We start from the raw sequence: 25,956 nt of genomic DNA on the forward strand, positions 1-25,956 counted from the left end.
TAGCCATAATGAATAGTTTAATGTAAATTCATTTTACACTGAAAATCAAATTGATTATTTTTTATCGTTTTTAATACAGAATTGACTTTACACAACTTTACTTTCCGTAAAAATCGCTTGATATAATCAAATTGTGTAGTTTATGATACTATGTTTAGGTTTTATTTAAATACTGTGTAGTATATATACAACATAATACTGTTTTTTGATTTGACAGACTCTCTTATAGTTATAACTACTATTAAATTGACAATCTATGCAATATGTCTGTTTCCCGATAGAGCAAATCCTTAACTCGTGCCAAGAACATATAACTAGGCTTGAGAGATCCGATACTCCTGGATTTATCAAGATCCAGTGTTGTCTTATTAAAGGTCAGCATACAGCCGAGTGCAAATATGGATATTTTCAAGATTTCCAATTTGCACCAAACGACTTAGCTAACTGGAAGACACCTCTTTTATCTAGACGGCAAGAAATCTTGGAAAATCCAGGTCAAGTTCTGAGAATGCTTAACAGTGCATTATTTGAAACTTTTCATCAACAGCAAGGTTACGCAAATATTATGATTTGGCGCCGTCAGCAGACTGGTCAATATGGATTTGAATTTTCTCCGTCTATACGTCACGGAATTAAGCTTTGATAATTTTAGAGGCAATGACAGCACAGCTGTACCTCGTAACTTTTTGCAACAAGTCGCGCCTGGTGTAAGGTAATTTTGAACAACTGAATAAATTTCTGCTAATAAGTCATCGCTTTGATGGGAATAACCACAACGGATGTTGTTGAAGCTCAAGCTTCAGACATCCGTTGTTGCGTTTATAACCACTAAAAGCACAAGTTTATTAATCGCTTGAACAGCAGAAAATTTTTATAAGCTGTGTCATAAAAAAATGTCAGATAAATCAATCACTTAAACTCTATCTTCGAGGTTCAGAGTTATGGCGAAAAATCAGGATACTCCTTTACTGAGAATCACTCTAATACTCATCAAGAGTTCTTTATTAGCAATATTTTGCTTGGCGATCGCCTACATTTTATCAATCGGTTTTGAAGCTTTGCATATTTTCGTCATGCTACTGCCATTTGTTGGAAAATGCTTTTATAAGCTGGGAATTATGCTTCTGTGCTTAATTCTAACAACAGTTGTTTTGGAATCTCTGCGTTAAATATCCTTTCAAGGATAATTTTGACTGCAAAACTGCTTTGTATTTTGACATTAGATTCACCCTTACCTTGTACTAGGATGACCAATGCAGCGATCGCTCTTTTCTGTGAGTGAGAACTAACACTTGTTAACACTGTCTTTGGTGCGATCGCTTGTCTCCTAAATCAAGTAGTAATCCTTTATTACTACACCAGACAAACTATTACCACTTCATTACCATAGTTGAGATATCACGATGAGTAACATATATGTTGTAGCGCCATCTCTTGTGACCCTAATTCTTGGCATAATTTATCGCAAACCTGTTTCCGAGCTAATTAGTCGTTTGGTAAGAGCTAAAATTTCAACCAATGGAGTAGAAGTAGAAACCCACAAACAACTTGGAAAGCTCACTCATCAAGGCAAAGAAATGACCTTTATCCTCAAACAAATTAGCAAGAATATAGAGGAAATAGCTAACCATGAGAAGCCTTTCACTGATTATATTGAAGCACTTCAAGATACAGAAAAGCGGATTCGAGAATGTTTTAATGACGATAAATTGAATTGCACAAACCATGTAGACATTAAAATCTTAGCTGTTTCTATGACGTTCTCATGGAATTTTGTTGCTGGAAAAGTTACTAAAATATTGAAGGATTATGTAAATGCACATATCAATATTGAAATCTTACTTGTTGATAGTGATTATTTAGAATCACTTCAGCTTGAAAGTTACGATATTAATTGGGCCGCAGAAAGTAGACAACGAGTGACGCAGATCAAGAATTTTATCAATGGATTACCAGATAACTGGCGTGACAGATTTTCTATTTCAGCTAGAGTGTACAGAAATATACCTCATTGGCATGGCTTTTTGGTAAATGGCGAACACCTATTTTTAGGAAGAACTGATTGGGATTTTTCCACAAATAAACCTAAACTTAGTGTCGGTCAAAACAAGTATCGATACTTTAACCGAACTGCTGTTGCAGGTTCAGAACGTATTGATTTGTTTTCAGATTGGCATAAGTACTATTTTGAATTTGCCTCTAAATCCATCCACGATATTAATTAGAACAATGGATGATTCTTGTGGGGTATGGGTATTTGTAGATGATGCCTTGAACTTGAGATTTTACTACAAAGCAAGACATTCGCCTGCCCACACTCTACATCGGGAGCGATCGCAATATCCTTTTCTCATTTCAGCTTTCTTGTTGAGAAAAGCTTGAATAATCTACCGTCATTGTGAATTGGTACTACAGCGTGAAAGTTAACCTAAAACCGAACCTGTAATGTTTTAAGCTGTATAGCGATCGCATTGCCTGGGGTGTTACCAATGTACAATCTGATGTGATTGATTTAGACATCGAGAAAATCAACCCAAATAATCTCAATCAGTATGAGGTAAATGGCAAATGGGTTGATATGCAACTCGTACAAGAGACGATTCAAATAGCCGGAAGTCAGCCGATTGGCTACCCAGCAAAACGGATTGTTAAAATGATTTCACAACAAACCGAAGCGATTTCCCTGAAGGATATGCAGCAGATACAGGGTGACGATCGCAATCTCAATGTACAAACACTAGTAAGTTAATGCGCGCTAAAAAAGCATAACTACTCGTGGTGGCTGTTGACTGTTAACTGTCAACGGTCAACGGTCAACGGTCAACAGTCTAATCGAGCAAAGCCGGAGACGTTTCCGTTGCTCCGGTCAATGTGCACGGTCAACGGTCAACAGTCTAATCGAGCAAAGCCGGAGACGTTTCTGTTGCTCCGGTCAATGTGCAAGTTAAATGTGGAGCGGCTTATCACCCTATTTGCGTTTATGCATCATCGCCTAGAGGTCATCAAGCCACCTTGCGGTTCGCAAGCTCGTGGATGTACTGTTGAAGCGATCGCGGCTCCCGTCCGAGAATAGCATGTAACACGAGCGCATTACCGCCAGGAAAACCATATTGATCGTAGTCAGCGTACATCTTTCTGAAGCTCTCGCGGGTGGAACCATCAGGTATGTGTGCAGCCTGTGCCCACTCGTCGAACGGGGGTTCACCAGCCTCAATAGTGCGCCCAAGCGCCTCGCTCATCATCGCCACGAGTTCCACACGGTTGACCATGCCGGGGGCGCATAGCTCGAACGTGCCATAGCCAAGTTTATCTTCCGTCAGTGCTAGCGCTGCCACTTGGGCCACATCACGGTAGTCTACGTAGGATACCTTGGCTTGTTTGGAGTAGGGCAGGGGGAAGCGACCCTGCTCAAGCACGGCGCTCCAGCTGTTGTCGAGGGTTTGCATGAACATGGTCGGCTGTAGCACGGTAAACTCCATGCCTGACTCGTACAACGCTTCTTCGACCGGACCTTTAGCTGCATGGTTACTCATCTTGGAGATCGACGGGTGAATCGCACCGGAGAAGACGAACTTCCGCACACCAGATGCTTTGGCAGCCTCGACCATCGCCACGCCCAACTCCGCCTCATCGGCTGCGAAGGCAGGGTTGATGTGAAAGATACCGTCTACGCCGGTGGTGGCAGCGTGGAGACTCTTGGGGTCACGCAGATCCCCGATCGCCGTCTCGTCCGCGCCCTGCCGTCGCGCCGCTTCAATTTTGTTCTCGTCCCGCACCAACGCGCGGATCGTGGCACCGCGCTGCTTCAGTTCGGGCACGACAAGGTTAGCGTATTTGCCGGTTGCTCCTACTACCAGTGCTTTCATGGTTTTCTCCTAAGTTGCTTTAGACGTATTTGTGAAATATGACTAATACTTAATATATTAATAATTAACATATAAAGTAAATCTTAGAGGAGTAAATTTACAAAACTGAAATCTTTAAAGAAGATTATGGATGACTTGATCCAATAGCTTCATAAGGGCTTCTTGTTCTACCTCTGAAATGCCAAAAGTTGCCTTGTTGATCGTCTCTACGCTTTCAGCTGGTAAGATTTTCATGAGTCGCTTGCCTTCGTCAGTGAGCCAGATTCGGACAATCCGGCGATCGTCAAGATCGCGCTCACGATAGACAAGGTTACGCTCTTCCATCCGATCTACGACTCCAGTGAGTGTTGCCCCTAATTGCTTGAGCTTATCAGCAATATCAGACGCACTAAGACCATCCTCTTCCCACAGACAGCACAAGACAACAAAGTGAAATGGAGTAAGTCCATAGGGTTCTAACCGCTCTAGGAAAATCCGATACATCAACTGGGATGCCAGTTTGAGTTTGTAACCTAAACTGTATGGTGCTAAGGCATATCGCCATTGTTGGAGAAAATCAGCGTTATTAGATGAATTAGGCATTTCAGAACAAGGCTGATTGCTGGGCTAAATAATTAACATATTAACTATTTTATGCCGTTTACCTCACCAACAACCTCAAAATAGCTATTAGACTTCTTGCATAAATCAAAAAAAGAACCCCTCCCCGCCTTTGACTTACGTCAAATTCTGCCCTCCCCGCATGCGGGGAGGGGTTGGGGGTGGGGTGATTAGGGGACTTTTGCAAGAGACTCCATGAGCGGCGCTCACAAGGAACAATGAAAATACCTCTTTCCCAATCCCCATTACCCCTTATCCCCAGAGCTATCCATTACCCGGATCTTTCTTAACATTTGCGAGAGTATTCACTCACGTTTTTTATAACCCTGATTCGTTCGTCGTTAATTCTCAATAAAAACCTACTTTTAGCAAGAATATTAAGAGGTAACTTGTCAAGTATGCCTCACACCGAGCGTGTTTAAGATGGCTACAAAACAAGCGTTTCAAGATTGTAAAGAAAGATGTGACTAATGGATAGATCCCCAGAGGGGGCCCCACCTTCCCCAGTCCCCAGTCCCTATTTTCAAGGCAGGTCTATTGAAAACTGGTTAGTAGATGTATTCTAAGTAAAAAACACTTCTGCAAGCGATAACAGACTAACAAAATATGTCTCACATTTTGGTCGAAAATCTCAGGAAGACTTTCTTTGTATCTGAACGTTCCTCTGGGCTTTTCGGTTCAATACGAGGGCTTGTGCAGCGAAAAACTAAAGAAGTTTATGCCCTTAAAGGAGTTTCGTTTTCCCTGGAGCGGGGAGAACTTGTAGGATACATTGGCCCAAATGGAGCTGGTAAATCGACTACGATTAAAATTTTAAGCGGTATTCTCGTACCTTCCAGTGGAAAATGCCTAATTGGCGGACGAACTCCTTGGAAAGATCGAATCAAGCACGTTAATCGTATTGGTGTAGTGTTTGGTCAAAGAACACAACTCTGGTGGGATTTGCCAGTGATTGAGTCTTTCGATTTGTTGCGGGATATTTATCGCGTTCCCCAAGCAGAGTATCGCCAGACACGCGAAGAAATGATTGATTTGCTTGGTCTTGGAAGCTTTCTCTCGACTCCGGTGAGACAGTTAAGCCTTGGTCAAAGGATGCGATGTGACTTTGCCGCCGCAATGCTTCACAGACCAGAAATTCTTTTTCTTGATGAACCTACCATCGGGCTTGATGCAGTTTCCAAGCTTGCAGTCAGAAAATTTATCAAAGCGCTGAATAAAACTCATCAAGTAACTACCATCCTGACTACTCATGATCTAGATGATATCGAAGCATTGTGCGATCGCATAATTATTATTGGTGGAGGTGAGATCCTTTGTGATGGAACTCTCGCAGCATTGCGTTCTCAAGTTTCCTCACGTCGTTACTTAAGAATCGACCTAGCAAGCGATGATTTCTTCTTTGAACAACAAGGAGTCAGTATTATCTCTAAAGAAGGTCGCACCGTAACTCTGGCCTTCGATCCCACAAAGCTTTCTGCTGCGTCTTTGATTAGCCAAGTTACCTCGCAACATGAAGTAGAGGATCTTTTTGTGGAAAATCCACCCATTGAAGAGATAATTGCTGAACTTTATGCAATTTCAGCAGGAATTGTCCCATGAAAGCATATTGGTCACTGTTTGTTGCTAGATTTACACTGCTGTTGCAATACCGTACTGCTGCTTTGGCTGGCGTTGGAACTCAGCTTTTCTGGGGGTTAGTGAAAGTAATGGTATTACAGGCATTCTTTACTCATACAACCTCTGCTCAACCTATCACTTTTCAACAAGCTGTAGGATATGTGTGGCTGGGACAAGCATTTTTGATGGCGATTGTTCCTTGGGGAGGTGATAGAGATATTCAACAACTCATCCGAACTGGTGCTGTAGGATACGATCTTCTTCGACCTACAGACCTTTATAATTTTTGGTTTACTCGCGCTTTGGCACTTCGTACAACGCCCCTAATACTTCGTGCCATTCCGCTTCTTGGTGTCACAATTTTTCTTTTTCCCCTTTTGGGGCTTGATGAATGGTCGCTTTCTGTTCCACCCTCCTTTGCTTCTTTTGTTGCCTTTTTTCTCTCTTTTATTGGTGCAATTTTATTTTCGTCTGCATTAACTATGCTTCTCACTGTATCAATGATGTGGACAATTTCGGGCGAGGGAATTAATAGTATTCTCCCTACTCTTGTTACTATCTTCTCTGGCATGATTATTCCGTTGCCACTTTTTCCGGAGTGGAGCAAGCCTTTTTTGAATGCACTTCCTTTTTCAGGACTAATCGACAAACCTTTTCGTATTTTTACTGGAAATCTTCAACCAAACGCTCTGTTTAATATATTGCTGCATCAAACTTTCTGGATAGTTGTCATTATTATCCTTGGGCGTGTTCTTGTGAAATATGGCATCAAAAAGCTTGTAATTCAGGGAGGATAAGTCAATAATTCGTAATTCGTAATACTCGCCGAAGGCGAGAAGCAAGCTACATGAAAAAGAGTCAGTCAGAAGTCAGAATTCAGGAGTCAGAATACCCCATGTCTGAAGTCAGGGGTTTCAAGCAAGGAATACTTTTCTTCTCCTCCACGACTGAAGTCGGGGGCTTTAGACCATGATTCATCCACTTTTTCGTTCAGAATTCAATTTCTTTTTCTGGTGACTGACGCCTTTATTCTTCTTCGGTAATTCGTAATTTTTTAAGCAGGAAGATAGGTTAGGTAATTTATTTTAGATAAAAATTACAACCCGAATATGAATGATTTTGTACTTTACCTTCGATATATTTCTGTATCTTTCAAGTCGCAAATGCAGTACAAAGTTTCTTTCTGGCTGCAAGTCATAGGGCAGCTTTTAGTAACTGCTGTTGAATTTTTTGGAGTCTGGGCACTTTTTACTCGTTTTAATAGTATTGGTTCATGGACTTTGAATGAAGTTGCTCTCTTTTATGGAATAGTTAATATTTCTTTCGCCTGTGCTGATGCCCTTGGAAAAGGTTTTGACTCATTTACAATAATAATTAAAAGTGGAGACTTCGATCGTTTACTTGTTCGTCCACGTACCACAGCACTTCAACTTTTAGGTAAAGAATTTACTTTGAAACGAATCGGAAGATTTTTTCAAGGAATTGTTGTTATGGGGTGGTCACTTTCATCTCTCCATATCCCTTTAACTTTTAAAACTTTATGGCTGTTGGGTACTTCGTTTATTGGTGGGATTGCACTTTTTGTTGGCATTGTCATTATACAAGCAACCCTGACATTCTGGACTATTGAATCTCTCGAAATTATGAATATCCTCACTTATGGAGGAGTCGAAACGGCTCAGTACCCTCTTACAATTTATAGCAAGTGGTTTCAGCGATTCTTTACTTTCTTGATACCGCTTGCTTGCGTCAGTTATTTTCCTTTGCTTGCAGTACTGGAAAAAGAAGATGCTTTTTTAGTGCCTTTGTGGTTTTGTTATGTATCGCCAATCGCAGGCATTATCTTTCTAATAGTTGCACTCCAGCTTTGGAAAATAGGAGAGCGATACTATTGTTCTACTGGGAGCTAAACAAAATTTTAGCTGTGTACTCAAGCATATTTTAAATGGACAGATCGCACTTTTCTAAAGATTCTGATTAAATACCTTGTAGGATTGCCTAATTTCACTAAACAATGCCACAAGAAGCTCAAATGAAAAACTCTAGGAAAGGTTTGTTACGTAAAAGACTCAAAATTACTCTGATTTTCCTGTTAGTGCTAGGGCTATTGTTAGTGGGATTTTCTACCTACACTGTGCGTCAATCCTTTGCTCAAGAAAGTGGCACAATTCAATTACCTGAACTGAAAGCCGAAGTAACTGTCCAGCGCGATAAATGGGGAGTTCCTCATATTTATGCTGCCAACTCTCACGATTTATTTATGGGGCAAGGTTATATCCACGCCCAAGACCGCTTTTGGCAAATGGACTTTTGGCGACATATTGGTTCTGGGCGACTCTCAGAAATGTTTGGTTCCTCTCAGGTTGACACTGATAAATATCTGCGGACAATGGGTTGGGCGAGGGTGGCGCAGCAAGAAATTCAGGAAATGAATGCAGAGATGAAGGCATCCCTGGAAGCTTACGCCGATGGTGTCAATGCCTATTTGGCAGAGCATCAAGGCAGCGCCCTGAGTCTAGAATACGCTGTGCTAAAATTCCTCAATCCTGGGTATAAGCCAGAACCTTGGCAAATACTGCATTCTCTGACTTGGGGTAAGGTAATGGCTTACGACTTGGGCAGAAATTTCGAGAGTGAAATTGAACGTGCTATTTTGCTCAAAACTCTTAACCCAAATCAAGTAGAGGAACTTTTTCCGCCTTACCCTAAAGACCTACCAGTGATTTTGCCTGAGTTCCAGCAAGCAGGGGGAGCAGGGGGAGCAGGGGAGGCAGGGGGAGAGAGAGACAATAATGTTGAAGCACTTCTGAATTCTCCAGATTTATTCCCTGCTTTAGAGTCAATTACTAAGCCGATGATGGCTTTAAAACAACTCATTGGGTCTACGGGAATAGGTATTGGCTCGAACAACTGGGTGATATCTGGTCAGCGGACGGCAACAGGTAAGCCAATCTTGGCGAATGACCCGCACTTAGGTGTGCAAATTCCCTCTATATGGTATGAGGTTGGTTTGCATTGCACACCCAAGAGTGCAGAATGTCCCTACAACGTTTCTGGTTTTTCTTTTGCGGGAATGATTGGGGTAATTATCGGTCATAGCGATCGCATTGCCTGGGGTGTCACCAATGTACAATCTGATGTGATGGATTTATACATCGACAAAATCAACCCAAATAATCTCAATCAGTATGAGGTTAATGGCAAATGGGTTGATATGCAACTCGTGCAAGAGACGATTCAAGTAGCCGGAAGTCAGCCGATTGTGCAAACGGTACGCTATACCCGACATGGGCCGATTCTCTCTGATGTTTCGCCTAATTTGAAGCAATTCAAGCCAAGTCAGCCGCTAGAATTACCGCAAAACTATGCCGTAGCCTTGCGCTGGACAGCTCTAGCACCTTCCAAACTAGGATATGCGATTCCCCAAATCAATCGCGCTCAAAACTGGCAGGAATTCCGTACTGCTGCCAGCAACTATGATGTCCCGGCTCAAAACTTGGTCTACGCTGATATTGATGGCAATATTGGCTACCAAATGCCCGGTAAATTCCCCATCCGAGCAAAGGGAGATGGACGTTATCCCGTTCCTGGTTGGACGGATGAATATGAGTGGCAAGGCTATATTGACTTTGAGAAATTGCCCAAAAGTTTTAATCCACCTCTAGGTTATATTGCTACTGCCAATAATTTAGTTAACCGTGAATATCCTTATCTAATTACCACAGACTGGGTTTATGGCTACCGAGCAAAGCGGATTGTTGAAATGATTTCACAACAAACTCAGGCGATTTCCCTGAAGGATGTGCAGCAGATACAAGGTGACGATCGCAATCTCAATGCACAAACACTATTGCCACTACTGCAATCTATCACTGTTGATACCCCTCAGTTGCAAGCAGCCCAAAAACTACTGCGAGATTGGAATTTGCAGTTAGCAATGACATCGCCTGCTGCTGCTTTATTTGAAGTATTCTGGAAACATTTGCTAGCAGATACCTTTCACGATCAGTTGCCTGAAAAGTACTTTCCTGATGGAGGCGATCGCTGGTATGCTGTGGTAGCAAATCTGGTCAACCAGCCCAATAGTTCTTGGTGGGACAACCGCAACACCCCAAAAGTTGAGAACCGCGACCAAATCCTGCGACAATCCCTTAAAGAAGCTGTGGATGAATTAGAACGAATTCAAAGCAAAGACCCGAAAAACTGGAATTGGGGCAAGCTGCATACCATTACTTTTCGGAATGCCACCTTGGGTAAATCTGGGGTTGCACCGATTGAAGCTTTATTTAATCGTGGTGCATTTGCGACATCTGGTAACGGCGAAACAGTAAATGCTAACCGCTGGATAGCAAATAAATCCTTTGAGGTGACTGATATTCCTTCACTGCGGATGATTGTAGATTTGGAAAATTTAGATAACTCAGTAGCAATTCACACTCCTGGGCAATCAGGCCATGCTTTCCATAACCATTACAACGATATGGTTGAACCCTGGCGCAAAATTGAATACCACCAGATGCTTTGGGAACAAAAGAATATTGCAAATAATACTGCTGCAATATTGAAGTTAGTTCCCAAATTGGCAGAGTAAGTAGAAGGAGTGGAAAAAATCAAACTATGTTAATAATTAGTCTCGGTGTTTTTTTGTGACTTTTTTGCCGATTCTGAATCAATCTTAGCGTAGGCGTACCCCTGCTCTTAAGCAAGCTATGCGCAGCGTCTCCAAGAGTTGCCCGTTGCAGGCATCGCAATACCTGTTCAGTTTCTTATGCTTCATATCTAGCAAGCTTTTTACCTTTTTCTAACCGTCGAACTCACGTTAATTTTGAGTTTGAGTCAGAATTGGTAAGGTAATGACAAATTCAGTTCCTTCACCAAGTGTAGAATTTACAACCAGTGAACCGTTATGTTTTTCTACCACAATAGACTGAGCGATCGCCAGTCCTAAACCCGTACCTTTACCAACTCCTTTTGTAGTAAAGAAATGGTCAAATATTTTTTCTTTGACTCCTTCACTGATTCCGTTGCCATTATCAGCAATTGATATTTTTACGTTCTCATCTACCACTAAGGTTGTAATTATAATCTGGTTGGGATTATCCTTAATTTCTCTAAAACTCCGCCCCGAATTTGCTTCTTCTAATGCGTCAATAGCATTCGCTAAAATATTCATAAATACCTGATTTAATTGCCCAGAGAAACACTCAAACTCAGGTAATTTACCATACTCAGTCATCACTTCAATGGCTGGACGTTGTTCATTTGCTTTCAGGCGATGTTTGAGAATTAAAATTGTGCTATCAATGCCTTTATGGATATTAAAAGGTACTTTATAATCTTTATCTGCACGGGAGAAAGTGCGGAGACTGGTGCTGACATTTTTCAGGCGATCGCAGGCCATGACCATTCCATCAATCATTTTGGGCAAGTCTTCTAAGCTATAATCCAAGTCAATTTCTTCGGCGTGGTCTTTAATGTCATTATCCGGTTTGATTAAACTTTCTTGATAGAGTTTCAAGTGTTCAATAATATCAGCAATTGTGGGTTTAGCTTGTTGGAGAGTAGCAGAAATAAAGCCCAAAGGATTATTCATTTCGTGAGCAACCCCAGCAACTAAATTACCCAATGCTGACATTTTTTCTGCCTGCACCAGTTGCGTTTGGGCTTGTTGCAAATCCAGCAGTGTGCGTTCGACCTGTTCTCGGGCTTCAGTAATGGCGGCAATTTGGGGCAGACTAGTCCAACAGGCGATCGCTACTCCCGCGAAGGCAACCGTCACTAACAAAATGCTAAACAACGCGACATTTTGCCCCACACCCACCTGATCTAAACCCGCCCTCGCCCACCAGCCAATAGTGACCGCACTGCACACTAAGCCAATTAAGATCATCACCTGAAATGCCAACCAATCTGTTTTGCTGGTATGGGGTTGCTGGTGATACCGTTGCATCCACCCATCGGCATGGAACAGCGAGACGTTCAAGCGCGGTAATTGAGTGCCTGCTATGCTCACCAGCCCAGGTAGGAGCAATCCAATGGCTAAGTCCTGCCAGCCCCATGCCAATCCGCCCACTACCAAAACAATCGCTTCAATACCAAAGAAACCCAGCGACCACCAGGGCCATCGGGCTGCTGGTCGCCGCCGACTCACCCACTCACCTAAGTGAATTGCCATCATTGAAGTCAGATAGCCCGTGCCCGTCACCATCACAACCCGTTCCACATCGCCCCACCCCAAGCAAATTAGACTCAGCCCCAGGATAAAAATTAAACTGGGTTCAAACACTCCCCGGCGAGACAACACGGCAAATACGGGCGGTAAGTAGCCATCTTTGGCTAACTGATACAAAATCCGGGGACAGTTAGAAACAGCAGTCGCAGAGCTAAGGAGACACCCTGATGTAATTAGAAAGGTGACAAGAGCGGGGGCGAATGCGCCCCAGAAGGGTTGGGCTGCTGCCACGAGATTGAGATAGGCGCTATTACCTAATCCGGGGGCTGTGGCTAACTGCATTAAAACCCATGATCCACCGAGATAGACGATCGGAATCAATCCAGCAGTCACCTGCAAACACCGTAGAGTAATGTTGGGTTGGAGGCTATCTGCCACAAATGAAGATGTCGTCTCGCAACCATAAACTGCATAGACGGCGATAAAGAACCATTTCATCCAATCGATCAGGGAAATGCTGCTTGCTCCCAGATCGGGCAGCACTCCAGGGCTAGTGGGGGCAAAACTCAACCAACCAATGCCTTGGAGACAAAAGGTAAGAAGAAACCCGATCGCCGGAAATACAAAGAAAGAGTGCAAAATGCCTAGCGTGCGAGTTCCACTGAAAGCAACGATAAAGGGCAGAACTGTAAACCCGATTCTGAGTAGAGTCTCTGGACAGGTAATGCCTAGTGGAGTCAGATTCGCCTTAATTAAATCGGTCAGAATAATCGCATCCATAGGCGGAACAGAGACCCAGCCGAGCAGGTAGCCAATCGCCCCATAGCGAGCCAAGTTTGGCAATCGCTGGAGCAAGCGGGTCGTATAGTTTGGCGTACCTCCAGCAACCTCTGGGAAATATGTCCCTAACCGCTTAACTTGCAGGTTGAGCAGTATGCCAATGATGGTTCCAGGCAACCATACGTAGAGCGCCTGCGGGCCTAGTGCGGCATGCATAGCAGGAGCCGTCCCTAACCATAAAAGCAAACCGCTAAATCCAAACCCCCAGGTTTCTTGTGAAGTGAGACTTCGGCGCAGTGGAGGCATTGAATTCGGTTGCTCACTCATAATTAGCACAGAAAAATAAGGAAAATGAAAATAAGGACGTAAACTCAGTCTTCCCTAAAATTCACCGATTGCTTCATCTGCAATCGCAATTTTTTCCTGCTACAAGCTGTTACGCATTTAAATTGCACATTCACTGGTGGTTGTCATTGGTCATTAATCATTTGTCATTGGTGTTTATAAAGCACAAAGGACAAATGACTAATGACAGTCTTTACAAAAAGTAGTGCAATATGTAAGCGTATTAGCTTAACGAAGTCGTGACTTGAACAGGACTTACACAACTGGCACAGGCGATCGCTAAATTTTAGTACATGCGTATTAGGATAACTGAAGCAACTGGTACAGGACGATCGCTATGTAGTAGTACTTTTAGTTTACTGATGATTGACGAATAGGGATTTGCAGCACAAACTCAGTGCCTTGATTGGGGATGGAAACACACTTTAATTTGCCACGGTGTTTTTCTGTAATAATTTGATAACTAATCGACATACCCATTCCCGTCCCTTTACCAACAGATTTAGTGGTAAAAAATGGGTTAAATATTTTTTGTTGAACTTGGGAATTCATACCTATACCATTGTCAGCGATCGCAATTTCGATCCAGTTGGTATCAATAACTGAAGTCCGAATTTTTATTTGCTGCGAATTTGCTTCTATTTTCTCAAAATTCTGTTGCAGATTTTTCTCTTCGATTGCATCAATCGCATTTGTCAAAATATTCATAAATACTTGATTTAATTGTCCGGCATAACATTCAATTACAGGTAATTCACCATAATCTTGAATAATCTCAATTGCCGGACGCTCTGGTTTTTCTTGGAGCCGATGTTGTAAAATCATAATTGTACTATCAATACCTGCGTGGATATCAACTTCTTTAAATTCAGCTTCGTCTATACGTGAAAAGGTTCGCAGAGATAACACAATTTGACCGATACGTTCAGTCCCCACTTGCATCGATTGGAGCGTTTTGGGTAAGTCTGATTGAATAAACTCTAAATCAATTTCATTTAATAATTCTGGAATTTTCACTTGGTTGATATGGGACTGCTGATAGAGATTGACCAAGTTTAATAAATCTTGCATGTATTCTTTCACATGGCTAATATTCGCGTGAATAAAATTAACAGGGTTATTAATTTCGTGGGCGATTCCAGCAACCAATTGTCCCAAGCTCGACATTTTTTCTGATTGAATTACTTGGGATTGAGTCAGTTGCAATTCCTGCAAGGTTGATTCTAGTTGAGTTGCTTTTTGTGTGAGTTCTTGGGTGCGTTCGGAAACTTTTTGCTCTAAACTATGGGAATATTCCTCTAATTGGCAATACAACTGGGCATTTTTTAAGGAAATAGCTGCTTGGGCGGTAAGTAGTTGAATGACTTGCAGGCGATCGCTCGTAAATGCTCCTGTGGTAAGATTATTTTCTAAGTAGAGGATGCCAATTAGTTTTCCTTGTTGGCTAATTGGGGTACATAACACAGATTTAGGCTGGTGGGTGGTAACATAGCGATCGCCTGCAAATTGTGCTAAATCGCTCAAGTTTTCAAACACAGCTTTCTGTTGCGTCCGCGCTACCGCATAAATCAAACTTTGGGGAATCTCTTGACATTGATCTAAGGGAATTTCTAACTTTTGTGTTTGCTTGGAATCGGCTTGAGCAACTACTAACCATTGTTCGTCTTGGCGCAGAATTAAACGACCGATTTGCGCTCCTGCCAAAGCGATCGCAATCTGCATTAAAGTAGCCAAGAGTTTTTCTAACTCAATTTCTTGGGAGATGGCTTGTGCTGCTTTGATTACCGCCGGAAAATCTAGCCATAAATCCTGGTTGTTATTGACGTTAGTGAAACTTCTCATCGAGGTTGGGGCGATGCTTCCCTGATTGGTAATCGGCAAGCTAGGAGTTTGGAGAATCGCCGCTAGTAGTTGGGGATAGTTTTGTTCTAAATGGGTGAGTTTGGCTAATGCTCCCCATTTGGCATAGCAGTAGTAAGCTTCTTGCATATAGCCTGCGGCGACTTTCTCTTTACCCCAATCTAGGTAAAATTTCGCTGCTAGTTCATTGGCTAATGCTGCTTCTTGGATATAGCCGTTTTCTTTAGCAAGACAAATAGCGCGATCGTAAAGTTCAATTGCTTCTAATTTTTGGTTCAAAGCATGACATCGCTCGGCGCTAATCAAATCATATTTATGCAGATAGTTTATAGGTGCATAGGATGCCCATTGCTGTATCTTAACTAGGTTGTTGTCAACACGCTCAAGCAGTGCTGACTGCTGTAATGATGTTGCATGAGGATACAAAGCTAATCTGGCTAAGGCATCATAAAAATACAATAAGGGGATAATATACAGCCCTGGTACGCCGTCTAAATATTCTTCACAGATACTAACCGCAGCCAAACTCTGCTCGTATTCTGCAAACAAATAGCAAAGCATCACTTTGTTGATATGCAGGTGATAAACCGCAGGGCGATCGTTTGCTTGCTGATGCTGAGGTAGCATAATTGTTTCATCATAGATATACCCTTGCAGTTGAAATGGAATATCAGATTGACCCAGGAGATTTAAAACACTTTGGTGGTAAGAAACAAAATGATTATACTGGGTCATTTGCTTAAAATGGAGAATTGCGTTACCGTAGGTTTCCATTTCTGCCAGAACTTCTGTGAGTTCACAACCTGTCATATAAAGATAAAGTGTATATGGGAAAGCACACCAGACTGCCCACTCAATATCACCCATTTCCAGACCAGCAGTATACCCTTCTAAAAGAGGCTGTAAGGTATTTTTGAGAGGTTCTTTGTGATGTTTAATAAAAACATTAAAAACAGAAAATATTTTGGCTTTGAGTGACTTGTCATTCAGTCGATCTAACAAAGCGATCGCTAATTGTCCAAATTCGTATCCTTCCTCTATTTTTCCAAGAAAAGCAGAAAGAATTAAACCATAGCTTGCATAAGCACATGCCGAGAACTTAGCATTACCGTAGAGAACAGATAAGTTAACTTGTTTAAATACTATTAAGGGAAACATTGCCGGACAGCCATTATAGGCAAGTCCAAACATACCTGATAAAATTCGTAATGCTGCCAGGTGATTGTTATCCGTCATCAATGGCAAGTCAATTAATTCAGAGGGCTGACGGTTGGCGAGGATTGTTTGTGTTTCTTGTAAGCCTTGCATAAAATCATTTGGGGTGGGATTTTCTGGTATATCCACACCCAGTTTTTGCAAAATTTCTAAAGCCACAGAAATACCTTCTAAAAGCTGATTTTTAGCTATATAGGCTTGAATTTTTACTTCATAAATTTTTACCTGTTCTAAGCAAGTATGGGTGTGTTGCAAAACTAATTCTGCCCATGTTTCCATCTGCTCAAATTCTCCACCCATATAGTAAGCTTCTGCTAATGCTTCAGAGAGTGCTAATGTTAGATTATACTGGCTCTGCCAGCAGCGATGCCTACGGCGGCAAGCTACGTCATCAAGTAACTCAATACCAAGAGTCAAATATTCAATTGCCGCTTTGTAGGCAGTAGCTTCTTTAGAACGAGAGCCTGCTATGAAATTTAAATAAGCTAATTCATCTCGCTCTGTTTGATTATTTAGTAGTGTGTATCCCCGATTTAATTGACCAACAATCTCGAAAATTTTCGATTCCCGTTCTATTTCAGGTATATTCTTCAGCAAAAGTTGACCAATCTGTAAATGTGTTTTCTGTTTCTTTGCTTGGGGAATTAAAGAATAAGCAGCTTGTTGCACACGATCATGCAAAAATTTATATTTAATTATTTCTGAAGTTGGTGTAGTTATCTGTTGATCTGTTGCACCAACAAAAAACTTATAAATTTCAGTTTGAGGAATTATTAAACCCGACTGTAAAGCATTCCACAAACAGGCTGCTGTTTCTGTGGGTGTTTGTTCAAAAGCGATCGCCAATGTATTTAAATCAAACTGGCTGCCAATACAAGCCGCCAACTTGAGAATATTTTGAGTGGTTTCTGGTAATTTTTGCAACTGAGCAGCCATAAATTCCACTACATCATTTGTCAGTGCTGCTTCCCGCACCCGAACAATATCACATTGCCAATGTCTAGCTTGGGTATCAAAAGTAATTAGTTGGTCTTCATGCAGTGCCTTGAGAAACTGGGTAGTAAAAAAGGGATTACCTTGGGTTTTTTGATACACCAATTGAGTTAAGGGTTGCGCCAAGGCGATCGCACAGTTGAGGCTATCGGCTACCAACTGATTGAGACTGTTTTGGCTTAAGGGTTTCAAGGTGATAGTATTTACCTTTGTCCTGGTTTTGGCGATCGCATCTAAAGTCAGCATCAATGGATGTGCTGCAAACACCTCATTATCTCGGTATGCACCAATCATCAAAAGATAGCCTGTTCCTGACTCTGCCATCAGCAGTTGGATTAGATTCAATGAAGCAGAATCCGCCCATTGCAAATCATCCAAAAACATCACCAAGGGATGTTCCGGCTGGGTAAAAACTTGAATAAACTTTTGAAATAGTAAATTAAACCGATTTTGGGCGGCGATACCTGATAGTTCTGGCGCAGATGGTTGGACTCCAATGATACGTTCTAATTCAGGAATCACATCAATGATGACTTGTCCATTCTCCCCTACAGCCTGTAAAATTTGATTTTTCCAACTTGACAATTGAGCATCATTTTCACTCAACAATTGCCCGATTAAATCGCGGAAAGTTTGCACAAATGCCGAAAAAGGAATGTTGCGATTAAACTGGTCAAATTTCCCTTTGATAAAATAGCCCCGTCGCTGGACGATTGGCTTGTGAACTTTGTTGACGATCGCAGTTTTGCCAATCCCAGAAAAACCAGCAACAAGCATCACTTCGCTGTAACCTTGAGAAACTTGCTCAAATGCAGTTAATAATTGCTCAACCTCAATTTCTCGACCATAAAGTTTTTCGGGAATTAGGAAGCGATCGCAAATATCTCTCTGACCAATTTCAAAATAGGTAATTTCACCAGTTTCTTTGAGTTGAGACAAACAAGTTTCTAAATCGTGCTTTAATCCCAAAGCACTCTGATATCTGTCTTCGGCATTTTTCGCCATTAACTTACTGATTATCTTGCCTAAGACTGTTGGTATTTCTTCCCTCCTGCCTTCTAGGTTTGGCGGTTGTTTGGCAATATGACAATGCACCAACTCCATCGGCTCATCAGAGATAAATGGTAACTCTCCCGTCAGTAATTCATAAAAAGTCACACCCAAACAATAGAAATCACTACGGTAGTCTATCCCTCGGTTCATCCTTCCAGTTTGTTCGGGGGAAATATAAGCGAGGGTTCCTTCTAATACATTGGGACTTTTTATTTCTTGGTTTTCTTTATTGAGTAATGAAGCGATACTAAAGTCGATTAGTTTAACTTGCTTGGTATCAGGATTAATTAGAATATTGGCAGGTTTGATATCTTTATGAATAATGTGATGACGGTAGAGAATATCTAAGGTATCGCCCAGAGCGATCGCAATTTGTAAAAATTCATCCAGAGACACAACATTACTATTGTTGGCGAAATAATCCTTAAGGGAAATACCCCCAAAGTCTTCCATCACTAACATATAGACATTTTTGAACGGTTCTAGGCTGTAGGTTTGGATGATTAGAGGATAGTTGAGATTTTTGGCGATGGTGTATTGATTGCGAAATTGTACTAGTTCGCTAAAGCTGGGATAAGGATTTTTCAGCAGTTTGATGACTACAGATAATGAGTCAGTCTCTCGAAAAGCCCGATAAACCAGAGTTCTCGAACCATTATAAAGTTCTTCGCTAAGGCTATATCCAGGAATACTAATCATATTACAAAATCTTAAGCGCTAGATTTAGTATTCCCATACACGCTTACATATTTTATGGGGTCAAATGAGCATTGCTAGTATCGCAAGGCAGAAGTCAAGAGTCAAAAGTCAAGATGAATAAAGGGGTCTAAATCCAAGGGCGAGATTGCTTCTGAATTCTGACTCCTTCTTTAAAATCCGGTTTTTTGCGTGTAATTACATACACATTAGCGGAAAAATGAAGTATAAAGTAACAGGGTACAAAGAAAGTTAAAAACAAAAATAAAGATTCTTTTTAGAAAAAGTATTTTCGCTGATTATCCATTTCTACTGCCCAACTTTCACGAAACATAGTTGGAGATCATAGAACCCATGCAACGCGTATTTAAGCAAAGTTTTATACTTTCAGTCACTACTGCGATCGCCTTATTATTTGCAGGTTGTGGAGAAAGTAAAGTTGCTCAATGTAACAAAGTCATAAAGGTTGCCAATCAGGCATTTACTCTAGGTCAAGAATTCGCTAAAAATCCGAATCCGGCAAAAGGTTCCAAAGCTTTAACTGAACTTTCTGGTAAGATAGACTCACTTGCCAAAGAGATGAAAGCACTGGAAATTAAGGACGAAAAATTGCAAGGTTTCCAAGGACGTTTTATCACACTCTATCAGAATATCAGCAAGGAGTTGAATAATGCAGCAACAGCCATAGATAAAAAAAATCTACCCGCAGCAAAGGGCTTTTTGGTATCTCTGCAAAAAAGTAGTAACGAAGAAAGTTTAATAGTCAATGAAATTAATAGCTACTGTTCTGGCAAATAATCAATTCTCCTCTGCCTGGAATCTCGATCGCAAAAATAGTGGTTAAATAGTTGGTCGATAACCACCAAAAACAGCAAAGCTAAAATTTTTGTACCAGCAATCCACATTTTTGAACCCAGCCGCTTCTAACCAGCTAAGTTGAATATCAAGGGTTGCCATGCGATCGTATTCCATGCGTTTTTGTGCAGCTTTGAGATCCTGCTCTGAAATATTCTTCGCGCGGACAGAATCTAGCCAGTGTTGACGGTAAAGTTGTTCTAAATCAGGTGTTTTGCCGAGAACTTGATCGGCATTAACAAATATCCCTCCAGGATTGAGAACATCATAAATCCGTTGATAAAGAAGTTCTTTATCAACATCTGACAGATGATGAATCGATAAGGCAGAGATTATCAGGTTATATGAACTACCTAAATCAGTCTCAATGTAGTCACCAATTAAGATTTTGGGAGATTTACCCATTTTGCTAAATCTCAACTTAGCTTTTTCTAACATCTCAGGGGCTAAGTCCAGCAAAGTGAACTCTGCATTAGGGAAGACGGACTGAACCATACCTGAGTAAAGTCCAGTACCAGCACCCAAATCTAGAACCTTCAGCGGCGCAGTCCAATCGCCTGGGATGATTTCAACGGCTGTTTTGTAAAAGTCATCAAAACAGGGAATTAAAACACGACGTAAGTTATTGTAATCTCCTGCGGCAATATTAAAAACTTCTTGAATATTCATTTTTTTATTTTGAATTTTGAATTTTGAATTTTGAATTGTTAATCTGGCTACAGATAAATAAAAGCTTTTTCATTAATTAATATGAAACAATAGTATTTTATAAGCTTTTGAATCCAGGATTTTTACCTATATTAGTGTTAAAAAAATATAATTTTATTGCTGTATATGTAATCCATGAACTATACCACCTTCAGAATCAAATCTAGACTGAATGATAGAGAAAAACCTGGTATCTCCTTTTTCAAAATGTCTAAAAATTGCGTAAGCGAGTATATCAGCAAGTTGAATTAGTCTCGAAGCTTTTGAGTCCAAAAATAAAGGCACTTCCGAAAAGTTTCTGATAACACCCCAACTGTATCCAATAGTTCTAAAGTCAGTTGCTAAAGATTGAATTGTTGTCTCGTAAGTGGATTTATCGAAAATTATGATGCCTCTTTGTGTATTATCATTTTTGTGCAGCCTGATCAAATACCTATCAAACCTACTAGCCAGTTGTTCAAATGCAACTTCAACAGGGTCATTTGGTGATACTACAGTCTTCTTGATCACGCTTGCGAATAGTCGGTTACTTGGGTGTGACTTTAGGAAAACCTGTAAAATATCTTCAATAGCTTTCTCTCTATCACTCTTAGAATAGCTCCTCCACTTCCCTCTACCACTCAGCATTGGACTACCGTGCAATTCAACTGATACCGGATCAGCGGGATCAAATCTAGCAGCAATTTGGTCAAGCTGATCAGAAATCCAGTATCCTTGACGCTCGAATACACAAAATCCAGCCAGTACAAAATATTGTTGGTTTGAGTCGTGCGTTGTGCCAGACTCATCTGCATACAGCAAATACATGGCTGTTCTATATTTTTAGACAATAAAAATCAGTCAAGGGAAAACCTAGCTTCCGCGATCTGAAAAGGTCAGACCTCTTGACTGCTATTCATATTATATCAGCTACTTTATAGGCTAGCTTGTCTCTGCCTGCCTAATGATAAAAGTAGACTAAATTAGTTTACTCAGTTCGACCAATCGATATACCAATTCCTTGCATCTGGTAGAAACTTTCAGTTTTGATCTTGAGTTTGTTTATAAGCTCGATAACGTCAATTACTTTGCTGTGAGGACGTTCAAGGTAAATATTGCCGTTCCTGTCGATGAATCCATTCTATAATTTGACCCTTTTCGTGTGTCACTACTAGAAATAAAGCCTCGTTGTGCCAGAACTCGATCAATTCGATTCGTGACAGTGAGGGTAACTATTACTTGCCCCATTTGCTTACCCTGAAGATTTGGTAGTATTAACTTACCCATTTCAGCAAACTCCTGAAAATACACTATTTTTTAGCAATGCACAAATATGCAAAAATGCTAAGAAAACTTTCGCTCTGCGCTCTCAAAGAGACTACTCAACTAATTCTCCTGTCTGCTGTAAGACTTGTTTATAGAGTGTGGCATTGACCCAATATTGGGCAATAGCAATCATGGCATCAAGTAGTGGTTGTACTTGAGGAATAATTTTTCTATTTTTTGCTAACAAGAGAATGCCGAGAGTACCAATTACCTGTAATCCCAAATTTTTAGCTACTTGGCGAGCCTCCCGTTCATCTAACAAAATGTTTAGCTCACCAGTTTCGAGAGCTAAGGCAATGGCTTCTCGCTCCCCATTATCTAACTCTGGGGGGATGTTGAGTGCTATGTTTGAAACAGAACGAACTTGTAGCCATCCAGAAGCAATTGCTTCCAATATAAATTCTGAACCTGGGAAGCTTGAACCCGTCGTTTCATTATATACAGCTTGGGGTATAACAATTGTCCCAAACACTGCCTGTAAAATATCAAGACGATTGATAGCAGCGAAGTTAATCAAAGGCGTAGCATTGCAAATAACTGTCACAACTACCAAGAACTTGTTTTAATTGACTCAATATCATCTGCTAAATCCATTTCAGTATAATGGCGTGGAGTTTTTTGTTGCGCTAAAAGTTGCTGAAATTCCCATACAGATAGATTAGCCAAGCGGCGTGCTTGACCAAAAGTAAAAATATTTTGGTCGTATAACTGCAAGGCAATTTCCTGACGAATAGCCTGCTCACCTTGACTTATGGAATCTGGAGATAATTGCAGGTTAATTGAACTCACAAATTGACTCATAGCAAAAAACAACGTTTTACTTTCAGCATAAAACAAAGACGCTAAGATTTCTTAGCGCCTCTGCGTCTCTGCATGAGATATTCTCTACCTACACCATCTCCGATTCTGCCTGCACCATTTGCTGCGGCTGCGGCTGGAACATAAACAACGAGTACACCACATCTCGGCGAATGTTAACCATCATATCCAAGAACAATTCATACCCCTCGCTCTTATACTCAATCAGCGGGTCTTTTTGGCCATAACCACGTAATCCTACCGATTCGCGCAAGGCATCCATTTGTTGCAGGTGTTCCCGCCACAGTGTATCAATGCGTTGCAAGATAAAGAAACGTTCCGCTTGGCGCATCAGTCCAGGTTGAACTTGGTCAATCTGCGCTTCTTTGAGGTCGTAAGCAATTCGCACCTGTTCGTGGAGGAAGGCTTTAATCTCGCTGACGGTGATATCTTCTAATTGACTCGCTTGTAAATCCGCTAGCAGATAGACGAATTCTTTGACTTTCTCAACCAACTTTTCTAACTCCCACTCTTCCGAGGGCAAGTCTATATTGATGTAGAAGTCAACGATGTCATCCATCGTTTTTTCAGCGTATTTAATCACCTGTTCTTTCAAATCTTGACCTTCTAGGACTCGGCGGCGTTCGGCGTAAATAGCACGACGTTGATTATTCATCACCTCGTCATACTCAAATACCTGTTTGCGAATGTCGTAGTAATAGGTTTCAACTTTTTTCTGTGCGCCTTCCAAACTGCGGGTAAGCATCCCCGATTCGATGGGCATATCTTCTTCTACGTTGAAGGCTTGCATTAACCCAGCAACGCGATCGCCTCCAAAAATCCGCAGTAGGTTATCCTCTAAACTGAGGAAGAATCTCGTGGTTCCAGGGTCGCCTTGTCTTCCTGCACGTCCGCGCAACTGGTTATCAATCCGCCGCGATTCGTGGCGTTCTGTACCAATTACGTGCAAACCGCCAATTCCTACTACCTCATTGTGTTCGCGAGTAGTAAATTGTTCATATTCCTCCTTAACACGGTTGTATGCTTCTCGCAACTTTTGAATCACGGGGTCGTCAATGGGAGCTTTTTCTGCGGCCACAGCTACCTTGTCTTCAGCTTCCAATTCCGATAAACTGCGATCGCCATACTCACGTACTGCAATTTCTACTGCATCTTTGAGTAGTTTTTCGGTTTCTTTTGTCAACTGGGTCGGGAAAATTTCTGGCGAAGCCCGCCAAGTTTTGACTTTTTTGCCAGGGACAAAACCTTGACCACCGCCGTGTCCTGTAGGCAATCCGGCTGCTCTTTGCACGCCAAAGGCATCTTCTGACTCTGGCATGACGATCCGGGGCATGAAGTATTCCCGCAGCTTCAGACGCGCCATATATTCGGAGTTCCCACCGAGGATGATGTCTGTACCTCTACCAGCCATATTGGTAGCAATGGTAACAGCACCTTTGCGTCCGGCTTGGGCGACGATTTCCGCCTCACGTTCGACGTTTTCTGGTCGGGCGTTGAGTAATTCGTGGGGAATCTCCAGCTGCTTCAGTAGCCGACTAAGAAGTTCGGATTTTTCTACACTAGTGGTTCCCACTAATACAGGTCTGCCGAGTTCGTGCATTTCGGCACATTCTCTAGCGATCGCTCCCCACTTGCCTGCTTCTGTCTTGAACACCATATCAGACAAATCTTCGCGTCTGCGATCGCGGTTGGTAGGAATTACCGCAACTTCCAATTTGTAAATTTTTTCAAATTCCGGTTCTTCCGTTTTTGCTGTTCCGGTCATTCCGCCCAGTTTTGGATATAGCAAAAACAGATTTTGATAAGTAATTGTCGCTAGAGTTTGAGTTTCTGGCTGAATTTCTACGTGTTCTTTGGCTTCAATCGCCTGGTGTAGTCCATCACTCCAACGCCGTCCGGGTAGTACCCGTCCAGTAAATTCATCCACAATTACCACTTCCCCATTGCGGACGATGTAATTTACATCCTTGAGGAAAAGTTCTTTGGCTTTAATTGCATTGAAAATGAAGTGGGCCCAAGGATCTTCTGGGTCAAATAAATCTGTGACTCCCAAAAGATTTTCTGATTCCGCAAACCCTTCATCTGTCAATAGCACGTTACGAGCTTTTTCATCCACATCGTAATGCTCGTCTTTTTTGAGTGTGAATGCTATTTCAGCAGCTTGCAGATATTTTTCTGTCGGTCTTTCCACCTGCCCAGAAATAATTAGCGGTGTCCGCGCTTCATCAATTAAAATCGAGTCTACCTCGTCAATCACGCAATAATTGAACGGGCGTTGCACCACATCTGCCATTGATGTCGCCATGTTATCCCGCAAGTAGTCAAATCCTACTTCGCTGTTGGTGACATAAGTAATATCACAGTCGTAATTTTTCTGACGTTCGCTAGGAGTCATGCTTGACTGAATTAGCCCCACACTCAACCCCAAGAACCGATGCACCTGTCCCATCCATTCTGCATCCCGACGAGCCAGGTAATCATTGACGGTAACAACGTGTACACCTTTACCAGTCAGAGCATTTAAGTAACTCGGCAAGGTAGCGACTAGTGTTTTACCTTCGCCAGTTTTCATTTCGGCAATTTGCCCCACGTGCAAAATGATACCGCCAAGGAGTTGGACATCAAAGTGCCGCAAGCCTAAGACTCGCCGTCCTGCTTCCCGAACAACGGCGTAAGCTTCTGGCAATATATCATCTAGGGTTTCGCCTTTAGCGAGCCGTTGTTTAAATTCAACGGTTTTACCTTTTAACTCCTCATCGGAAAGAGCGTTAATTTCTTCCTCTAAAAGGTTAATTTCAGTAACAGAAGGTTGGTATTTTTTAAGCTTACGAGCGTTGGGGTCGCCCAACAAAAGTTTTAACATGGCAGGTTATAGAACTGAATCAAGGGGGATGAGAATTAAAGGGTCGGCATTGATTATAAACATTTAACCCAGCCCAAACGTCTTGGTCGTGGATGGGTGTGAAATGAGAATTACCTCAAAAGCGGGATAAAAACTAGCCAATCATTTAATAAACTGATTGGTTTTAACTCTTATCTTATATTTACTCTTTCTTCATAGTATCATTTTGC

Annotated in this window: 18 protein-coding genes and 3 pseudogenes; 10 read left to right on the top strand and 11 right to left on the bottom strand. The window is 41.7% G+C overall.

Features of this window, described 5'->3' with window-relative positions:
* The first annotated feature begins 256 nt into the window (after positions 1–256).
* From RMY63_RS08465 to RMY63_RS41715, 5 genes and pseudogenes are all read left to right on the top strand, one after another.
* The gene (locus RMY63_RS08465; RefSeq protein ID WP_322728280.1) at positions 257–643 is read left to right on the top strand and encodes a hypothetical protein; all 387 of its coding nucleotides are present in this window, start codon (positions 257–259) and stop codon (positions 641–643) included.
* Between the two features lie 298 nt (positions 644–941).
* Positions 942–1,169 carry a hypothetical protein gene (locus RMY63_RS08470; RefSeq protein WP_322728281.1) on the top strand — a complete coding sequence of 76 codons (228 nt, stop codon included), beginning with the start codon at positions 942–944 and terminating at the stop codon, positions 1,167–1,169.
* 234 nt (positions 1,170–1,403) lie between these two features.
* On the top strand, positions 1,404–2,225 hold the full coding sequence (locus tag RMY63_RS08475; protein WP_322728282.1) for a hypothetical protein: 822 nt from the start codon (positions 1,404–1,406) through the stop codon (positions 2,223–2,225).
* Between the two features lie 4 nt (positions 2,226–2,229).
* Positions 2,230–2,382 (top strand): hypothetical protein, encoded by a 153-nt coding sequence (locus tag RMY63_RS08480; protein ID WP_322728283.1) that lies wholly within the window; start codon positions 2,230–2,232, stop codon positions 2,380–2,382.
* A gap of 76 nt (positions 2,383–2,458) precedes the next feature.
* Positions 2,459–2,626, top strand: a pseudogene (locus RMY63_RS41715) (penicillin acylase family protein); the annotation flags it as partial.
* Positions 2,627–3,002: 376 nt separating this feature from the next.
* Here the strand turns inward: RMY63_RS41715 and RMY63_RS08490 are convergent.
* Together RMY63_RS08490 and RMY63_RS08495 are read right to left on the bottom strand one after the other, a co-directional pair.
* Positions 3,003–3,866, bottom strand: a complete 864-nt coding sequence (locus RMY63_RS08490) for an NmrA family NAD(P)-binding protein (RefSeq protein ID WP_322728284.1) — start codon at positions 3,864–3,866, stop codon at positions 3,003–3,005.
* Positions 3,867–3,980: 114 nt separating this feature from the next.
* Positions 3,981–4,448, bottom strand: a complete 468-nt coding sequence (locus RMY63_RS08495) for a MarR family transcriptional regulator (RefSeq protein WP_322728285.1) — start codon at positions 4,446–4,448, stop codon at positions 3,981–3,983.
* A gap of 624 nt (positions 4,449–5,072) precedes the next feature.
* Here RMY63_RS08495 and RMY63_RS08500 point away from each other — a divergent pair.
* From RMY63_RS08500 to RMY63_RS08515, 4 genes are all read left to right on the top strand, one after another.
* A complete protein-coding gene (locus tag RMY63_RS08500; protein ID WP_322728286.1) occupies positions 5,073–6,065 on the top strand; it encodes an ABC transporter ATP-binding protein in 993 nt (330 codons plus the stop codon).
* Positions 6,066–6,106: 41 nt separating this feature from the next.
* A complete protein-coding gene (locus RMY63_RS08505) occupies positions 6,107–6,880 on the top strand; it encodes an ABC transporter permease (protein ID WP_322728287.1) in 774 nt (257 codons plus the stop codon).
* Positions 6,881–7,192: 312 nt separating this feature from the next.
* A complete protein-coding gene (locus RMY63_RS08510; RefSeq protein ID WP_322728288.1) occupies positions 7,193–7,993 on the top strand; it encodes an ABC transporter permease in 801 nt (266 codons plus the stop codon).
* A gap of 104 nt (positions 7,994–8,097) precedes the next feature.
* Positions 8,098–10,674 carry a penicillin acylase family protein gene (locus RMY63_RS08515; RefSeq protein ID WP_322728289.1) on the top strand — a complete coding sequence of 859 codons (2,577 nt, stop codon included), beginning with the start codon at positions 8,098–8,100 and terminating at the stop codon, positions 10,672–10,674.
* Positions 10,675–10,902: 228 nt separating this feature from the next.
* Here RMY63_RS08515 and RMY63_RS08520 read toward each other — a convergent pair.
* The 3 genes and pseudogenes from RMY63_RS08520 to RMY63_RS08530 form a co-directional block, all read right to left on the bottom strand.
* Positions 10,903–11,766, bottom strand: a pseudogene (locus RMY63_RS08520) (sensor histidine kinase); the annotation flags it as partial.
* Positions 11,767–12,330: 564 nt separating this feature from the next.
* A pseudogene (locus tag RMY63_RS08525) lies at positions 12,331–13,362 on the bottom strand (PAS domain-containing sensor histidine kinase); the annotation flags it as partial.
* 369 nt (positions 13,363–13,731) lie between these two features.
* Positions 13,732–19,200: an AAA family ATPase gene (locus RMY63_RS08530; RefSeq protein ID WP_322728290.1), complete on the bottom strand. Its 5,469-nt coding sequence runs from the start codon at positions 19,198–19,200 to the stop codon at positions 13,732–13,734.
* A gap of 351 nt (positions 19,201–19,551) precedes the next feature.
* Here RMY63_RS08530 and RMY63_RS08535 point away from each other — a divergent pair, with 351 nt between their 5' ends.
* Positions 19,552–19,995, top strand: coding sequence for a hypothetical protein (locus tag RMY63_RS08535; protein ID WP_322728291.1), 444 nt, complete (start codon positions 19,552–19,554; stop codon positions 19,993–19,995).
* A gap of 42 nt (positions 19,996–20,037) precedes the next feature.
* Here RMY63_RS08535 and RMY63_RS08540 read toward each other — a convergent pair whose 3' ends face one another.
* The 6 genes from RMY63_RS08540 to secA form a co-directional block, all read right to left on the bottom strand.
* Positions 20,038–20,721: a class I SAM-dependent methyltransferase gene (locus RMY63_RS08540; RefSeq protein WP_322728292.1), complete on the bottom strand. Its 684-nt coding sequence runs from the start codon at positions 20,719–20,721 to the stop codon at positions 20,038–20,040.
* A gap of 153 nt (positions 20,722–20,874) precedes the next feature.
* Positions 20,875–21,567, bottom strand: coding sequence for a DUF3800 domain-containing protein (locus tag RMY63_RS08545; protein ID WP_322728293.1), 693 nt, complete (start codon positions 21,565–21,567; stop codon positions 20,875–20,877).
* Between the two features lie 255 nt (positions 21,568–21,822).
* Positions 21,823–22,026, bottom strand: coding sequence for a hypothetical protein (locus tag RMY63_RS08550; RefSeq protein ID WP_322728294.1), 204 nt, complete (start codon positions 22,024–22,026; stop codon positions 21,823–21,825).
* Between the two features lie 91 nt (positions 22,027–22,117).
* On the bottom strand, positions 22,118–22,609 hold the full coding sequence (locus RMY63_RS08555) for a DUF3368 domain-containing protein (RefSeq protein WP_322728295.1): 492 nt from the start codon (positions 22,607–22,609) through the stop codon (positions 22,118–22,120).
* Positions 22,610–22,611: 2 nt separating this feature from the next.
* A complete protein-coding gene (locus RMY63_RS08560) occupies positions 22,612–22,866 on the bottom strand; it encodes a UPF0175 family protein (protein WP_322728296.1) in 255 nt (84 codons plus the stop codon).
* A gap of 88 nt (positions 22,867–22,954) precedes the next feature.
* Positions 22,955–25,747, bottom strand: a complete 2,793-nt coding sequence (gene secA, locus RMY63_RS08565) for a preprotein translocase subunit SecA (RefSeq protein ID WP_322728297.1) — start codon at positions 25,745–25,747, stop codon at positions 22,955–22,957.
* Positions 25,748–25,956: the final 209 nt, after the last annotated feature.

The sequence above is a fragment of the Nostoc sp. ChiQUE01b genome (genome assembly GCF_034531255.1).
Classification (GTDB): domain Bacteria; phylum Cyanobacteriota; class Cyanobacteriia; order Cyanobacteriales; family Nostocaceae; genus Nostoc.

What these genes read in the sequence shown, in the direction of transcription:
- RMY63_RS08530 (WP_322728290.1), bottom strand. Translation starts at nt 19,200, where the DNA reads ATGATTAGTATTCCTGGATATAGCCTTAGCGAAGAACTTTATAATGGT.
- RMY63_RS08550 (WP_322728294.1), bottom strand. Translation starts at nt 22,026, where the DNA reads ATGGGTAAGTTAATACTACCAAATCTTCAGGGTAAGCAAATGGGGCAA.
- RMY63_RS08475 (WP_322728282.1), top strand. Translation starts at nt 1,404, where the DNA reads ATGAGTAACATATATGTTGTAGCGCCATCTCTTGTGACCCTAATTCTT.
- RMY63_RS08500 (WP_322728286.1), top strand. Translation starts at nt 5,073, where the DNA reads ATGTCTCACATTTTGGTCGAAAATCTCAGGAAGACTTTCTTTGTATCT.
- RMY63_RS08490 (WP_322728284.1), bottom strand. Translation starts at nt 3,866, where the DNA reads ATGAAAGCACTGGTAGTAGGAGCAACCGGCAAATACGCTAACCTTGTC.
- secA (WP_322728297.1), bottom strand. Translation starts at nt 25,747, where the DNA reads ATGTTAAAACTTTTGTTGGGCGACCCCAACGCTCGTAAGCTTAAAAAA.
- RMY63_RS08545 (WP_322728293.1), bottom strand. Translation starts at nt 21,567, where the DNA reads ATGTATTTGCTGTATGCAGATGAGTCTGGCACAACGCACGACTCAAAC.
- RMY63_RS08510 (WP_322728288.1), top strand. Translation starts at nt 7,193, where the DNA reads ATGAATGATTTTGTACTTTACCTTCGATATATTTCTGTATCTTTCAAG.
- RMY63_RS08515 (WP_322728289.1), top strand. Translation starts at nt 8,098, where the DNA reads ATGCCACAAGAAGCTCAAATGAAAAACTCTAGGAAAGGTTTGTTACGT.
- RMY63_RS08470 (WP_322728281.1), top strand. Translation starts at nt 942, where the DNA reads ATGGCGAAAAATCAGGATACTCCTTTACTGAGAATCACTCTAATACTC.
- RMY63_RS08535 (WP_322728291.1), top strand. Translation starts at nt 19,552, where the DNA reads ATGCAACGCGTATTTAAGCAAAGTTTTATACTTTCAGTCACTACTGCG.
- RMY63_RS08465 (WP_322728280.1), top strand. Translation starts at nt 257, where the DNA reads ATGCAATATGTCTGTTTCCCGATAGAGCAAATCCTTAACTCGTGCCAA.
- RMY63_RS08480 (WP_322728283.1), top strand. Translation starts at nt 2,230, where the DNA reads ATGGATGATTCTTGTGGGGTATGGGTATTTGTAGATGATGCCTTGAAC.
- RMY63_RS08560 (WP_322728296.1), bottom strand. Translation starts at nt 22,866, where the DNA reads ATGAGTCAATTTGTGAGTTCAATTAACCTGCAATTATCTCCAGATTCC.
- RMY63_RS08540 (WP_322728292.1), bottom strand. Translation starts at nt 20,721, where the DNA reads ATGAATATTCAAGAAGTTTTTAATATTGCCGCAGGAGATTACAATAAC.
- RMY63_RS08495 (WP_322728285.1), bottom strand. Translation starts at nt 4,448, where the DNA reads ATGCCTAATTCATCTAATAACGCTGATTTTCTCCAACAATGGCGATAT.